Below are 14,300 nucleotides of genomic sequence, written 5' to 3' on the forward strand. Positions count from 1 at the left end.
AATTTTCGGGGGAAATTGGACCCCGGGTCCGTAATGCTGGTCACTCGGAAGCCTCCGAGGCGGTTACAGACGCCAGTGACCTGCGCAAATCGGCAGATTTCGGAACTCCGGCAATCCGGAATTTTTCCTGCCCATTGGGATCCAGGACGAAAGTTGTCGGTAGCGACAGCACATTCAGCTCGCGCGCCAGGTCCGGATTCGCATCGATATCGAGCTCGAGATCGAGTGGGGGAGCGGACGTCTCGGCCAGATCGGCCACCACACTCGCCACCACTCGGCGCACGGCCGCGCACGGACCGCACCAATCGGCGGAGAAATGCAGCACGGTCGGACGGCCCGGCAGCACTCCGGCCGCGGAAAGCAATGCGGCGCGGGCACTCTCGGGAGCGGACCGCACGGGCGTTATCTCGCGGACCCGACCCTCGTTGCGGCGCACCAGGATTCCGATCCCGATGGCGGCCACGAGTGCGACGGCCAGCACGCCCAGCGTGATCACGGCTGCTGCAACCGATCCAGATCGACGGTCACATCCTTGCCGCGACCCTCGACCACGATCTGCCCGCCACTGGCCTCGACCTTGATGGGACGAATACCGAACGGCAGATCACGTGTATCGATGGTGCGGGTGAACAGCGCCAGCACCCGGGCCTTATCGGTCTCGGGAGTCATCGGGGCGGGGGAGGAGGCGACATCGCCCTGATTCGCCGCGCCGACACCGCGATAGATATCGGTCGCGGTGATCCGCACCTGATCGTCCACCAGGCGCAGATCCGCCAGCACGCTCACCGTCTCACCGCTGGTGCGCGTGCCCGGGACGACCGGGGCGTCGGCATCGGGTAGCGGAATCGTGCCGGTCAGGATGATCGCGCCGGCGGTGGTCATACCCGAACCGCCGGAACCGCCTGTCCCATCGGACTTGTCCGCGGGCGGGCCGAACACCTGCAGATCCGGAATCTTGAAGAGCCGGCCCATCTCGACCGGTTCGATGCGCATGCGCGCCTCCACCTGATCCACCGGCACCGACTGCACCTTGCCGTCGATCAGATCGCGCAGGGACATGTGCACGCCACGCAGATTGGCCTCGACCAGGATCTCGCCCGGAATGTCGGGTCGCATGGCGCGGGCCCGGATGTCCACATTCTTGTATTCGTCGTTCAGGGCCTGGGCCGCGAACGGGAATCCGTGAAAGGTGACCTCCGGATCTGCGCTCAGGTCCGACCCGTCGCGGAGCATTCGCGACACCCGGTACTCCGAATATGCCGCCGCGCCGAAGTCGAGCACGACAGCCAGCCCGGCAAGGCACAGCAGCCCGATGATCACCCGACGAAAAGCCAACCCGCCTCTCCGCGCCTCCAGCCGACCAGTAGGTGCCACAACAGCACCGTCGCGGGCCGGCGGTTGGGTGCGGGGTCGGGTTTTGGGCGTACCCGGTGAGTTACCCATACCGGCACGATATCTGTCGTCGCCTTGGGAAACGACCGCAGTGGGGGTCGCAAGGGGCGATTCATCCCACATTGGAAGACGATTCGGTGTGAAATTGGGATAGCCAAGCCCCGATAAGCTGCCCGGATTGCGTGGGTGTCGGTCGGGACACGCTAATGTAGCAACCGATATACCTGTGATAACCAGCATGAGGTCGTGGCGGACAGAGCAGTTGCCACGCACATGCCAGATGGGATGGAGGGCCCCCATGGAGCTGCTCCTGCTGACCTCCGACCCCAACCCCGAGGCGGTGCTGCCTTCACTCGCGCTGCTGCCGCACCACGTACGGCCCGCGCCGACCGAGGTGGCGTCCCTGCTCGAGGCCGGTTCCGCCGATGTCGCGCTGGTCGATGCCCGCACCGATCTGGCCGCCGCGCGCGGCCTGTGTCGTTTGCTGGGTAGCACCGGTTCGTCGGTACCGGTGGTAGCGGTGCTCACCGAGGGCGGGCTGGTCGCCGTGAACGCGGACTGGGGGCTGGACGACATCCTGCTGCCCGGCACCGGTCCGGCCGAACTCGACGCCCGCCTGCGACTACTGGTCGCGCGCAACGGTGGCGTCGCGAGCCCGGAGAACACCGGCAAGATCACCCTCGGCGAGCTGGTGATCGATGAGGGCACGTACACCGCGCGACTACGCGGCCGGCCACTCGATTTGACCTACAAGGAATTCGAGCTGCTGAAATACCTCGCGCAGCATGCGGGCCGGGTCTTCACCCGGGCCCAGCTGCTGCAGGAGGTATGGGGCTACGACTTCTTCGGCGGTACCCGCACGGTGGACGTGCACGTGCGTCGCCTGCGCGCCAAGCTGGGCAGCGAGTACGAATCGCTGATCGGCACGGTCCGCAATGTCGGGTACAAGGCCGTGCGCCCGGCACGCTCGTCCGGCGGTAAGGGGGAGGCGGTCGCCTTCGTCGAGACCGACGGCACCGACGACAACGAATTGACCTCGGCGAACGGCACTTTCTGATGATCTCCTACACCGATCGGCTGCCTCTCGAGACCGCCGAGCAGGTGCGGGGAGTGCTGGAGCGGGCCACCGCGGCGGACGGGGTCGCTCCCGTCTCCGAGCAGGCGGTGCTCTCGCTGGGCGCCGACGGTCCGGCGCGGCATCTGGTGGAGCAGTGGGACGGTGCGGTCGGCGGCTACGCCAATGTGACGCCGGCCCACGGTGCGCATCCGGCCATGGCGGAGGTCGCGGTCGATCCGCGATTCCGGAAACAGGGCATCGGGGCGGGTCTGGTGGCGGGTGCGCTGGAGTCCGGCGGGCCCGGCGCGCGGGTCTGGGCGCATGGGAATCTGCCCGCCGCGCAGGCGGTCGCGCAGCGTCTCGGTTTGGTTGTCGCGCGCGAACTCTGGCAGATGCGTCGTGATCTGGCTAACTCCGAGCTACCGAAATTGGTGGTTCCGGAGGGCCTGGAATTGCGTACCTACGCGGGACCTTCCGACAATGCGGAGATCCTGCGCGTCAACAATGCCGCCTTCGCCTGGCATCCGGAGCAGGGCGGCTGGACCGAGCGCGATATCGACGCGCGCCGCGGCGAGTCCTGGTTCGATCCGGCGGGGCTTTTCATCGCCGTCGATCCGGCCGATCCGGACCGCATCCTCGGGTTTCATTGGACCAAGGTGCATTCGGACGAGACCCCGGCGATCGGTGAGGTCTATGTCGTCGGCGTCGATCCGGCGGCGCAGGGTCGCGGGCTCGGGCGGCTGCTCACGCTGGCCGGTCTGCATCATCTGCGCGCGCGTGGTCTGGGCGCGGTGCTGCTGTACACCGAGGCCGACAATGCCGCGGCGGTCAATACGTATACGAAGCTCGGGTTCGCGCCCGCGCATATCGATGTGGCGTATACCACCGCCTCCTAGCTGGGGTTCTTCCCGCTGAGCGGGACCTCTGGCAACTATGCGGCAAATGTCACATAACGTGCAGCGGAATCGCGCCGGGTTGTTCATCTGTCGTTCACCTACCCAGGTCCAACTGGCCACCGAGCGCCCTTACGTTGCTTGTGGGCAGCACTCAGCTGACCGGTGCGCTAGTTCGCAGCGAACAGCCGCCACATGTGCCCGTCCGACCGTTGAGGGGTTGGGCGTGCAAACCGTGATTCGCGGAGGAACCAAGTGAATCTCAAGCGCAGCAGCGCCTTGATCGGTGTGCTGGCAGCGGCCGGCGCCATGACGCTGACCGCCTGTGGCAGCGACGACAACTCGTCCACCACCGGCAACGTCGCCAAGATCGACGTCGCCTGTGGCGGCAAGACCGCGCTGAAGGCCAGCGGTTCGTCTGCTCAGAAGAACGCCATGGACCGCTTCATCGCCGCCTACGAGGGCAACTGCCCCAGCGCCAAGCTGGACTACACCTCGTCGGGCTCCGGTGCCGGTGTGAACGAATTCCTCGGCGGCCAGACCGATTTCGCCGGTTCCGACTCGCCGCTGGACGCCAAGAAGGGCGAGATCGACAAGGCCGCCGCCCGCTGTGGCAGCCCGGCCTGGAACCTGCCGACCGTCTTCGGCCCGATCGCCGTCACCTACAACGTGCCCGGCGTGACCGACCTGGTGCTGGACGCCCCGACCCTGGCCAAGATCTTCAACGGCCAGATCACCACCTGGGATGACGCCCACATCAAGGCGCTCAACACCGCCAAGGCCGACAAGCTGACCGCGGACAAGATCGCCGTGCTGTTCCGCTCGGACGAGTCGGGCACCACCGACAACTTCCAGAAGTACCTGGACTCCGCCTCCGAAGGCGCGTGGGGCAAGGGTGCGGGCAAGGCGTTCGCCGGTGGTGTCGGTGAGGGTGCCAAGGGCAACGAGGGCACCTCGGCCGCCATCAAGTCCACCCCGTTCTCGATCACCTACAACGAGTGGGCGTTCGCGAAGTCGCAGAGCCTGTCGGTGGCGCGCATCCTGACCACCAGCACCTCCAACGACCCGAAGCCGGTCGAGCTGACCTCCGCGTCCGCCGGTAAGGCGATCGACAGCGTCAAGATCTCCGGTCAGGGCAACGACCTGGTGCTGGACAACAGCTCGATCTACAAGCCCACCACCGGTGGCGCCTACCCGATCATGCTGGCCACCTACGAGATCGTCTGCTCGAAGTACGGCGACGCCGACACCGCCAAGGCTGTCAAGGCGTTCCTGACCTCGGCCGTGGGCAATGGTCAGAACGGTCTGGCGGACGCCGGCTACGTGCCGATCCCGGACGCGTTCAAGACCAAGCTGACGACCGCGATCGCCGCGATTTCCTGATCGCCTGATCGAACTCGACTGATCGAAGAAGCACCATGACCGTGCACGACAAAACAGCCTCGGCGGGCCTGTCGGTGACGACGGACCCGCGCGAGGACCGTGCCCAGCCGCCGGGGGATACTGCGCTCATGCCGACCGAACCCAGCACCAAGCCGGCCGCAGGGCGCAAGGCCCCGACGAAGTACGGGGCGGAGTTCATTTTCCGTTCGGCGGCCACCACCGCCGGCGGCGTGATCGTCGCGGCGATCGCGTTGATCGCGCTGTTCCTGCTGATTCGCGCGGTGCCCTCGGTGGCGGCGAACAAGGCGAACTTCTTCACCAGCACCGAGTTCAACACCTCGAACCCGGACAATCTGCGCTTCGGCATCAAGGACCTGTTCATGGTCACGGTGCTGAGTTCGGTATTGGCGCTGCTGATCGCGGTGCCGATCGGTGTGGGTATCGCGTTGTTCCTGACGCAGTACTCGCCGAAGGTGCTGGCACGGCCTTTCTCCATGGTGGTCGACCTGCTGGCCGCGGTGCCTTCGATCGTGTTCGGTCTGTGGGGTGTGCTGGTACTGGCTCCGAAGATCGAGCCGTTCCAGCGCTTCCTGAACGAACATCTCGGTTGGTTCTTTCTCTTCTCCGACGGCAATGTCAGCATTGCCGGCGGTGGCACGATCTTCACCGCGGGCGTGGTGCTCGCGGTGATGATCCTGCCGATCATCACCTCCGTCAGCCGCGAGGTCTTCGGTCTGACACCGCTCTCGCATGTCGAGGCGGCGCAGGCGCTGGGCGCCACCAAGTGGGAGGTCGTGCGCATGACGGTGCTGCCGTACGGCCGCTCCGGTGTGATCGCGGGTTCCATGCTGGGCCTGGGTCGTGCGCTCGGTGAGACCATCGCCGTGCTCGTGGTGCTGCGCACCTCGGCGCAGGCGGGTGGCTGGTCGCTGTTCGACGGCGGCTACACCTTCGCCTCCAAGATCGCTTCGGCCGCTTCGGAATTCAGTTCCAAGCTGCCGACCGGCGCGTACATCGCCGCCGGTTTCGTGTTGTTCGCTTTGACCTTCGTGGTCAACGCGCTGGCCCGGCTCGTCGCTGGCGGGAAGGTGAACGGATGACCACCACACTCGACAAGCCGATCAAGGCCCCGACCTTCCGGCATGTCAGCACCGCCCGCCGGATCAAGAACAGCCTGGCCACCGGCATCGTCTGGGCCTGCTTCGCCATTGCCCTGGTACCGCTGCTGTGGGTGCTCTACACCGTCATCGACAAGGGCTTCGACTCGATCGCCTCGATCGACTGGTGGACCAAGTCGCAGAAGGGTGTGCTGCCCGAGCAGTCCGCGGGCGGTGTCTACCACGCCATCTACGGCACCATCGTGCAGTCGGCCATGGCCGCGGTGATCGCGGTGCCGCTGGGCATTATGGCCGCCATCTACCTGGTCGAATACGGTCGCGGCTGGCTGGCCAAGACCACCACGTTCATGGTCGACATCCTCGCGGGTGTGCCCTCGATCGTGGCGGCACTGTTCATCTTCGCGCTGTGGATCGCCACTTTCGGTGCGCCGCAGAGTGCTTTCGCGGTCGCGCTGGCCCTGGTGCTGCTCATGCTGCCGGTGGTGGTGCGCAGTACCGAGGAGATGCTGAAGCTGGTTCCCGACGAATTGCGGGAAGCCTCTTACGCTCTCGGTATCCCGAAGTGGAAAACCATTCTGCGGATTGTGGTTCCGACCGCGGCGCCCGGCATGATCTCGGGCATTCTGCTGTCGGTGGCCCGCGTCATGGGTGAGACCGCACCGGTGCTGGTGCTGGTCGGCTACTCGAAGTCGATCAACCAGAACCTGTTCGACGGCAATATGGCCTCGCTTCCGCTGATGATCTACCAGGAGCTGGCCAACCCGGAACCCGCCGGCCGGGCCCGGGTGTGGGGCGCCGCCCTCACCCTGATCCTGATCATCGCGCTGCTGTACCTCGCCGCTGCGGCGGTCAACAAGCTGCTGACGCGGAACCGATAGAGGAACGGAAAAGACTGATGGCCAAGCGGATCGACGTCAAAGATCTCAATATCTACTACGGCAAATTCCATGCGGTCTCCGATGTTTCGCTGACCGTGCTGCCGCGCAGCGTGACCGCCTTCATCGGCCCGTCCGGCTGCGGTAAGTCCACCGTGCTGCGTGCGCTGAACCGCATGCACGAGGTGACCCCGAGCGCCCGCGTCGAGGGCGCGGTGCTGCTCGACGGTGAGGACATCTACGGCGCGACCATCGACCCGGTGGGCGTGCGGCGCACCATCGGCATGGTGTTCCAGCGGCCGAACCCGTTCCCCACCATGTCGATTCGCGACAATGTGGTGGCCGGGCTCAAGCTGCAGGGTGTGCGCGGCAAGAAGGAGCTCGACGAGACCGCCGAGCGTTCCCTGCGCGGCGCGAACCTCTGGAACGAGGTCAAGGACCGTCTCGACAAGCCCGGCGGCGGGCTCTCGGGTGGTCAGCAGCAGCGTCTGTGCATCGCCCGCGCGATTGCCATCTCCCCGGATGTGCTGCTCATGGATGAGCCGTGTTCCGCGCTGGACCCCATCTCCACGCTGGCGATCGAGGATCTGATCTCCGAGCTGAAGAAGGAGTTCACGATTGTCATCGTCACGCACAACATGCAGCAGGCGGCGCGTGTGAGTGACCAGACGGCGTTCTTCAACCTCGAGGCGCAGGGCAAGCCCGGCAAGCTCATCGAGATCGACGAGACGGAGCGGATCTTCTCCAACCCGTCGCAGAAGTCGACCGAGGACTACATCTCGGGCCGCTTCGGATAAAGGCTGTCCCGCCTCTCCGCGACTTCAAGCCGGGCTCAGGAGCCACGCCGGTTGCGTCGGCCGCGGCGGCCTCGCGGTCAATGGTTAGCCCGTACCCCGGGAGTTTACCCGGATCCTTACGAGATCAGTGGTCGCTGTTCTGCATCGATCGCAAACGCGCGGCCCCGGACCATCAGGTCCGGGGCCGCGTTTTGCTTGGCATACAGCGTTTGTGTGCTGCGTCATACATACCGTGGGTGGTTGTGTGCAACTCTCGGTAACATTTACTCTGGCCTGGTTGGTAAACCAATCGGTCTAGTTGGAGGTGTCGGGTGACTGTTTCAACGGCGAGCCGGGTATCCGGAACCGCGGGGTTGAGTCGAGGGGCGCGGATCGCCGCGCTGGTGGCCATCTGTCTCGCGGAACTGCTTGTGGTGCTGGACAACACGCTGGTGAATGTGGCGCTGCCGTCCATGGCGGTACAGCTGAAGGCCGATATGAGTGGACTGCAGTGGATTGTGGACGCGTTCACGCTGGCGTTCTCCGGGCTGCTGCTCGCCATGGGGCATCTCGGCGACCGGTTCGGGCGGCGCAAGTTCATGATCATCGGGCTGATCGGTGTCGCGGCCATGTCGGCGGCGGGCGCGCTCTCCTCCGGACTCGGGCAGGTGATCGCCGCCCGCGCGGGTATGGGCGTCTTCGCGGCGGTGGTGTTTCCGGCGACGCTGGCGCTGCTGATCAATATCTTCACCGATGCCAGGGAGCGGGCCGCGGCCGTTGCCGCCTGGACCGCCATGGCCGGGATCGCGGTGGCGCTCGGGCCGACCATCGGCGGCTGGCTGCTGAAGTACTTCTCCTGGCATTCGGTGTTCTGGATCAATGTGCCGGTGGCGCTGATCGCCATTGCCGCCGTCATCGTCACGGTGCCGGAATCGCGTGCGGCGCACGTGGATCGGCTCGACCGTATCGGCATCGTAATGTCGCTGGCCGGGGTGACGGCGCTGGTGTGGTCGATTATCGAAGCGCCCAAGCACGGCTGGCTGTCGGCGCAAAGCCTTGCGGGATACCTGCTTTCGATCCTCGCGCTGGCGGTGTTCGTCGGCTGGGAGCTGCGGGTGGCGACGCCGGTACTGAATATGCGGCTGTTCCGCAATCGCCGCTTCGCCCTGCCGTCGCTGGCGATCACCGTCTCCTACTTCGCGGCGTTCGGATTCCTGTTCCTGATCACCCAGTACTTCCAGGGCGTGAAGGAGCTGACGCCGCTCGAATTCGGCATCCACTCACTGCCTTTCGCGATCGCCGTCGGGTTCGGCGCACCCATCGCGACCATGCTGGCGCAGCGTTTCGGCACCACGGCGCTGGTGGTGAGCGGGCTACTGATTCTCGCGGTGGCCATGTACATCGCGGGGCAGACGACGGTCGAAACCGCCTATGTGGGACCGGTTGTGGTGTCCATGATCCTGATGGGCCTGGGATTCGCGGTGGTTCAGGGTCCGGCAACCGAATCCATCATGGGCTCAGTGCCTTTGGAGGAGGCGGGCGCGGGTTCGGCGGTCAATGACACCACCCGTGAGGTGGGTGGCGCGCTGGGTGTGGCCCTGCTCGGTTCGATCATGACCTCGGTGTACACCCACAATGTGGGTGACAAGATCGCCGGAATTCCCAATCAGATCATGAGTCCGCAGCAGAAGGAGTTGGCGAGCAATACGCCCATCAGCGTCCTCGAGATCGTCAAGACGCCGGTGAATCCGCTGCTGGCACAGGCGAAGCTGGACCTGATCCACGCCATGAAGGTGGCGGCCCTGGACGGCGCTCAGGCGGCTTCCTACGTCGCGGTGGGCACGCTGGTCGTCGCCGCCCTCGTTGTGGCGCTGACGCTGCCCTGGCGGCCTGAACACGGGCGCTCGGTCCTGCTGGGCTGGCGCGAAAAAGAACCCGCCACAACCGATTCGGATGACAGCGCGGCAAAGTCGGCTTGAAAAGCCCAGTGCGCGTAGGGAAATAGCTCGGCGCTCGCACCGTGTCGTGTGCGAGCGCCGTCCGGTGGGGTTGTTAAATGCTTTCTTTTTCGGAGTCCGGGTCCGGCGGCAGTACGCCGGTTACCAGGAATACCACGCGACGCCCGATCTCCACGGCGTGGTCGGCGAAGCGCTCGTAGTACCGGCCCAGCAGCGCCACGTCGACGGCCGACGGCACACCGAACTGCCATTCGCGGTCCATGATCAGCGTGAAGATGTGCTTGCGCAGATCATCCATCGCCTCGTCGTCATCGGTGAGCTTGGCGGCCCGATCGGGGTCCCGGCTCTCCAGCACCTCTTTGGCGGTGGCGCCCATCTTGACGGCGATGCGCCCCATCTCGGCGAAGTAGCTGTTGACGGCCTCGGGCACGGCGTGATTGGGGAAGCGCCGGCGGGTCATCTTGGCGACGTGCAGGGCGAGTGCGCCCATGCGGTTCACATCGGCGACGATCTGGATGGCGCTGACGACCTGTCGCAAATCACCGGCGACGGGGGCCTGCAGTGCCAGCAGTGCGAAGGCCTTCTCCTCGGCCAGCTGGATCATCTCGGAGATGCGGTCGTACTCGGTGATCACCTGCTCCGCGAGCTCGAGATCGGCATTGAGCAGCGAGTTGGTTGCCCGCTCCATGGCCGATCCGGCGAGCCCGGCCATACCGCCGAGCAGATCGGCGAGCTCGGCCATTTGTTCGTTGTAGATGACACGCATGAGTCAAGACATTAGTGGTAGCCGCTGTCCAAGTCACCAACTGCGGGTGAATCATCGGTGCCGGTCGGTCTCGGCAAAGTCACCGCACGTCCGGGGTGTCTGGGCGTACGCCTATTTACATGTGTCGTCGGCGGCGTTCACGTGTTCCAGGTCGGACGGGAGTGTGACGGGCGCCGCACTCGCCCCGCCGGAGTCGGTGGGCGTGTCGGGTAGTGGCTGGCCGAAGGCGACGGGTGCGTGCACGCTGCCCGCGTAGTCGGTGCCGAGGACGACCTCGACAATGCTGCCGAGTCCGCTGGCGGGCTCGAGTACCGCGCCGGGCAGGGCGCTGGCGACGGTGGCGGCGGCGGCCTCATGCCCGCTGGAGTAGCGGACCGTGGTCTTGGCCACGGTGCCGTCGGCGTAGTTGCCGGTGTTGTAGATCTGGAAGCCCTGATTGGCGAGTTTGGTTGCGGCGGTGGCTGCTACGCCCGAGATGCCGGAGCCGTTGGAGACCTGCAGCGACAGGGTGGACGGGTCGACGGCGGTCAGTTTCGGTTTGGCCGGCGGCGCGTCGGTGGTCGTGGTCGCCGGATCGGATTTCTTCTCGCCGGGCAGCGGCTGATCGTCGATGACGGCGCGGAAGATGGCCTTGATATCGGATTCGCGCGGAATCTCATTGCCGTAGGACGTGGTTCCGGCCGTCGGCACGGTCAGGAAGGTGATGGATCCGGCCTGCATCTTCTGCATGGATCGGCCCAGCATGAGCAGATCCTTGGTGGTGACGTTGTCCATGAAGGAGTGCTGGGCGAAGGCGTTGATGAAGCCGTTCATCTTGCCCGGATCGAAGAGCACCTTGCTGGACAGCGCGCCGCGCAGCAGCGAGGACAGGAAGCGCTGCTGCCGGTTGATGCGGTCGTAGTCGCTGCGCTCCTCGCCGATCACATGCCGGGCGCGCACGTAATCGAGTGCGGTGGAACCGTTCACGATCTGCTTGCCGGGCGTGGTCAGCACGGTGCCGAGGATTTCGTCGACGAGTGGTTTGGTGGTGCAGACCTCGACGCCGCCGATGGTGTCCACCATGGTTTCGAAGCCCGCGAAGTCGATGCCGACGAAGTGGTTGATCTTGAGGCCGGACATCTTCTGGATGACCTTGGTCAGGCATTTCGGTCCGCCGAGCGCGTAGACGGCATTGAGCTTGTCGCCGATGGCGGACGGGAAGGATTCGCCGGTGTAGACGCCCTTGTCATTGTCCCAGCCTTCGCAGACGGGGCGGGTGACGTCCAGGTCGCGGGGGAAGGAGACGGCGACCACGCGCTGCCGGTTGGCCGGAATGTTGACCAGCATGACGGTGTCCGAGCGTGCGCCCTCGGCGTCGGCGGTATCGCCCGCGCCCAGTTGCGAATTCGCGCCGGCGCGGGTGTCGGTGCCGACGATGAGGAAGTTCTCGTCACCGTATTGCGCGTCGGCGTCGACGACGTCGGGGGAGTTGTCGTCGAGCGCGGAGACCTGGGTGAAGCCATTGTCCTTGGCGTGCAGGTAACTCCAGCCGCCGCCGGTGATCAGCATGGCGATGACCGCGAGCATTGCGCCCGCGCTGCGCCCGGCCAGGCGCAGTCGCCGATTGCGGCGCCGTTGTCCGGAGGTGAGTGGTTTCGGCCCGACCGCGGCCGGCAGTGCGGTGGTGGGATAGTCGGCGGGCGATTCGACCGGTGCGGTTGCCTGGGACTTCTTGCGTCCGCCCCGCGGCGGTTCGGTGATCGCGGGTAGTTCCTCGGTGACCGGATCGGCGGTCGGATCGATGCGTCCGCCCGGAACTGCCCGGCGCGCACCGGTATTGGCGGGTGTCGCGACGCGGCGGAGCCCGTCGATGGCGGCATTCGGGGTCTTCGGCGGTACCGAGCGCGGCGCGCGCGTGCCGGCCGGGGTGTTCACGGCTCGCTGAGAACCCGTGCCGCCCGGCGTATTCGGCGCTACGGCGTGTGCGCCGGTGCCGCCCTGGGGGTTCGGCCGGGCCGTGCGGTGTGAGCCGGTGGCTTCCGGGCCCGCTGCCGCACCGCGCTGAGAACCGTTGGGGGCGGCCGTTTCCGGGGGCAGGGCTCGCCTGCCGGTGGTCTGCGGGTTGGCCGTGCGGCGCGCGCCGGTGCTGTCGGCGGGGTGCTGCGGTGCGGCTTCGTCGTCGTCCTTGCGGCGGCGGCGCCGGGATTTGCGTTCGCTGTCGACGCGTTCGACGAGGTCCTGCACCGAGATGGGAGCCGAGCCGGGGTCCGGGTCGTCGGTGTGCCGGGACCGCCGGGAGGCGCGTGGCTGGGCGTCGTCCTCCTCGGAGTAGCGCTCCCAGGGGGCGCGACCTCCGGGCCGTGGCGTACGCCCGTACCGATCGTCACCCACCAACGAACCTCACTTTGCTTTTCGATGCCGACCGTCATGATAACGATTCCGCCACGGTCGACCACTCGAACGCCGATCCACCGTGTGTGGCTCAGATCGCTCCGGCACCGCCACGCCCGGTTTCGGAGAGCCTATGCTCGGCGAGTCGAGTGCTTTCACGGTGGGCCGGAGGGACTGCGAAAAAGTCTGCCAGGGTGTGGGTGAGCGGTTCGGGGACGCGGCGCCGGATATGTCAGGAGTTACGACATCGCCGCTCAGCCACCGCTGTGCATGACGTCGGCGGCGCACGGCACGGTGGGATCCTCCGGATCGTCGAGCCAGCCGTCCGGCAGCGCGACCTTGCCGGGGGAGCCCTGCCGGCCGCGCGGGCCCTCGGCGTCCTTGGGGAATGGCGCATCCGCGTCGAGTTGCCCGATCAGGTCGATCAGCCGGGTCATGCTGCTGACGGTCGCGAAGCTGCGGCGTAGGTCGCCGCCGATCGGGAAGCCCATCAGGTACCAGGCCATGTGCTTGCGGATATCACGCATGGCCTTGTCCTCGCCGTCGTGCGCGACGAGCAGTTCGGTGTGCCGTCGCAGGATCTCCCCGACCCGGCCCAGATTCGGCGGCGCGGGCAGCGGTTCACCGCGCAGGGCGGCCTGCAGTTCGGCGAAAAGCCAAGGGCGGCCGAGACATCCGCGTCCGACGACGACGCCGTCGCAGCCGGTTTCGGCCATCATGCGGACCGCGTCGTCGGCGCTGAAGATATCGCCGTTGCCGAGCACGGGAATGGTGGTGACGGCTTCCTTGAGGCGCGCGATGGCGGTCCAGTCGGCCTCGCCGGAGTAGCGCTGGGCGGCGGTGCGGGCGTGCAGGGCGACCGCGGCCGCGCCCTCCGCCTCGGCGATGCGCCCGGTGTCCAGGAAGGTGTGATGTTCGTCGTCGATGCCGATGCGGAACTTCACCGTGATCGGCACCCCGGCCGGTTCGGCGGCCGACACCATGGCCTTGACGATGTCCCGGAACAGCTGCCGCTTGTACGGCAGTGCCGCCCCGCCGCCGAGTCGCGTCACCTTGGGCACCGGGCAGCCGAGGTTCAGGTCGATGTGATCGGCCCACCCCTCGCCGACGATGACCCGCACGGCTTCCCCGACGGTCTTCGGGTCCACGGCATAGAGCTGCATGGACCGCGGGCTCTCGTCCGCCCCGAAGGACATCATGTGCAGCGTCTTCTCATTACGCTCCACCACGGCCCGCGCGGTGATCATCTCGCACACGTAAATCGAAGTGGCGCTGCCGAATTCCCGGCACAGCGTCCGGAAGGCCACATTGGTGATCCCCGCCATCGGCGCCAGCACGACAGCCGGATCGACCGGATACGGTCCGATCCGCAGCGCGGTCTTGGAGGCTTCGATCGAGGTCGTCACGCCCACCAGTCTCTCACCCGCCCCCACGTGCCCCCGCTCACATCCCCCGCCCGCAAGCTCTGACACCAAAACGGAAAGGGCTGAGGCGGCAAGCGGCCCCGTGAGCCACTGGCTCACGGGGCCTTTGGGGGTCGGGGGCGAAGCCCCCGAGACTCAGCGTCAGCGTCCCCTACTTTGTATTAGACCGCGTCTGAGAACTCGGTTATCGGCGTGCGAGGCGGCGTGACATAACGGCGATCATGGCGATGTGGATCATCGTTTCGTGGTGGTCGGGTCTGGTCTCGTAGTCGCGCACGCAGCGGCGGT

At 66.4% G+C, this 14,300-nt stretch carries 12 protein-coding genes; 7 read left to right on the forward strand and 5 right to left on the reverse strand.

All coding sequences use genetic code 11. The annotated features are described in order from the left end of the window. Nucleotides 1–40 precede the first annotated feature (40 nt). On the reverse strand, nt 41–496 hold the full coding sequence (locus GFY24_RS34770) for a thioredoxin family protein (RefSeq protein WP_309231685.1): 456 nt from the start codon (nt 494–496) through the stop codon (nt 41–43). Further along, nucleotides 493–1,335, reverse strand: coding sequence for an LmeA family phospholipid-binding protein (locus GFY24_RS34775; RefSeq protein WP_228566946.1), 843 nt, complete (start codon nt 1,333–1,335; stop codon nt 493–495). The genes GFY24_RS34770 and GFY24_RS34775 overlap by 4 nt, the downstream gene beginning before the upstream one ends. Nucleotides 1,336–1,690: 355 nt before the next feature. Here GFY24_RS34775 and GFY24_RS34780 point away from each other — a divergent pair, with 355 nt between their 5' ends. The 7 genes from GFY24_RS34780 to GFY24_RS34810 all read left to right on the forward strand — a co-directional run bounded on the left by GFY24_RS34780 (nt 1,691) and on the right by GFY24_RS34810 (nt 9,473). Beyond that, nucleotides 1,691–2,449, forward strand: coding sequence for a response regulator transcription factor (locus GFY24_RS34780; RefSeq protein WP_153809347.1), 759 nt, complete (start codon nt 1,691–1,693; stop codon nt 2,447–2,449). Further along, nucleotides 2,449–3,345 carry a mycothiol synthase gene (gene mshD, locus GFY24_RS34785; RefSeq protein WP_153809348.1) on the forward strand — a complete coding sequence of 299 codons (897 nt, stop codon included), beginning with the start codon at nt 2,449–2,451 and terminating at the stop codon, nt 3,343–3,345. The genes GFY24_RS34780 and mshD overlap by 1 nt, the downstream gene beginning before the upstream one ends. A gap of 252 nt (nt 3,346–3,597) precedes the next feature. Further along, nucleotides 3,598–4,725, forward strand: a complete 1,128-nt coding sequence (pstS, locus tag GFY24_RS34790) for a phosphate ABC transporter substrate-binding protein PstS (protein ID WP_309231686.1) — start codon at nt 3,598–3,600, stop codon at nt 4,723–4,725. A gap of 128 nt (nt 4,726–4,853) precedes the next feature. Next, nucleotides 4,854–5,825 carry a phosphate ABC transporter permease subunit PstC gene (gene pstC / locus GFY24_RS34795; protein WP_153809370.1) on the forward strand — a complete coding sequence of 324 codons (972 nt, stop codon included), beginning with the start codon at nt 4,854–4,856 and terminating at the stop codon, nt 5,823–5,825. Further along, a complete protein-coding gene (gene pstA / locus GFY24_RS34800; protein WP_153809349.1) occupies nt 5,822–6,721 on the forward strand; it encodes a phosphate ABC transporter permease PstA in 900 nt (299 codons plus the stop codon). The genes pstC and pstA overlap by 4 nt, the downstream gene beginning before the upstream one ends. Before the next feature lie 17 nt (nt 6,722–6,738). Beyond that, the gene (gene pstB, locus GFY24_RS34805; RefSeq protein ID WP_153809350.1) at nt 6,739–7,515 is read left to right on the forward strand and encodes a phosphate ABC transporter ATP-binding protein PstB; all 777 of its coding nucleotides are present in this window, start codon (nt 6,739–6,741) and stop codon (nt 7,513–7,515) included. A 311-nt stretch (nt 7,516–7,826) separates the two neighbouring features. Continuing rightward, entirely contained in the window at nt 7,827–9,473 is a 1,647-nt protein-coding gene (locus GFY24_RS34810) for an MFS transporter (RefSeq protein WP_375336143.1), read from the forward strand. A gap of 73 nt (nt 9,474–9,546) precedes the next feature. Here GFY24_RS34810 and phoU read toward each other — a convergent pair whose 3' ends face one another. The 3 genes from phoU to dusB form a co-directional block, all read right to left on the reverse strand. Then, entirely contained in the window at nt 9,547–10,218 is a 672-nt protein-coding gene (phoU, locus tag GFY24_RS34815; RefSeq protein WP_153809351.1) for a phosphate signaling complex protein PhoU, read from the reverse strand. 111 nt (nt 10,219–10,329) lie between these two features. Next, the gene (locus tag GFY24_RS42550; RefSeq protein WP_309231687.1) at nt 10,330–12,588 is read right to left on the reverse strand and encodes an LCP family protein; all 2,259 of its coding nucleotides are present in this window, start codon (nt 12,586–12,588) and stop codon (nt 10,330–10,332) included. Nucleotides 12,589–12,842: 254 nt separating this feature from the next. Continuing rightward, nucleotides 12,843–13,994, reverse strand: coding sequence for a tRNA dihydrouridine synthase DusB (gene dusB, locus GFY24_RS34825; protein ID WP_375336144.1), 1,152 nt, complete (start codon nt 13,992–13,994; stop codon nt 12,843–12,845). Nucleotides 13,995–14,300: the final 306 nt, after the last annotated feature.

Source organism: Nocardia sp. SYP-A9097, assembly GCF_009649815.1.
Lineage (GTDB): Bacteria > Actinomycetota > Actinomycetes > Mycobacteriales > Mycobacteriaceae > Nocardia.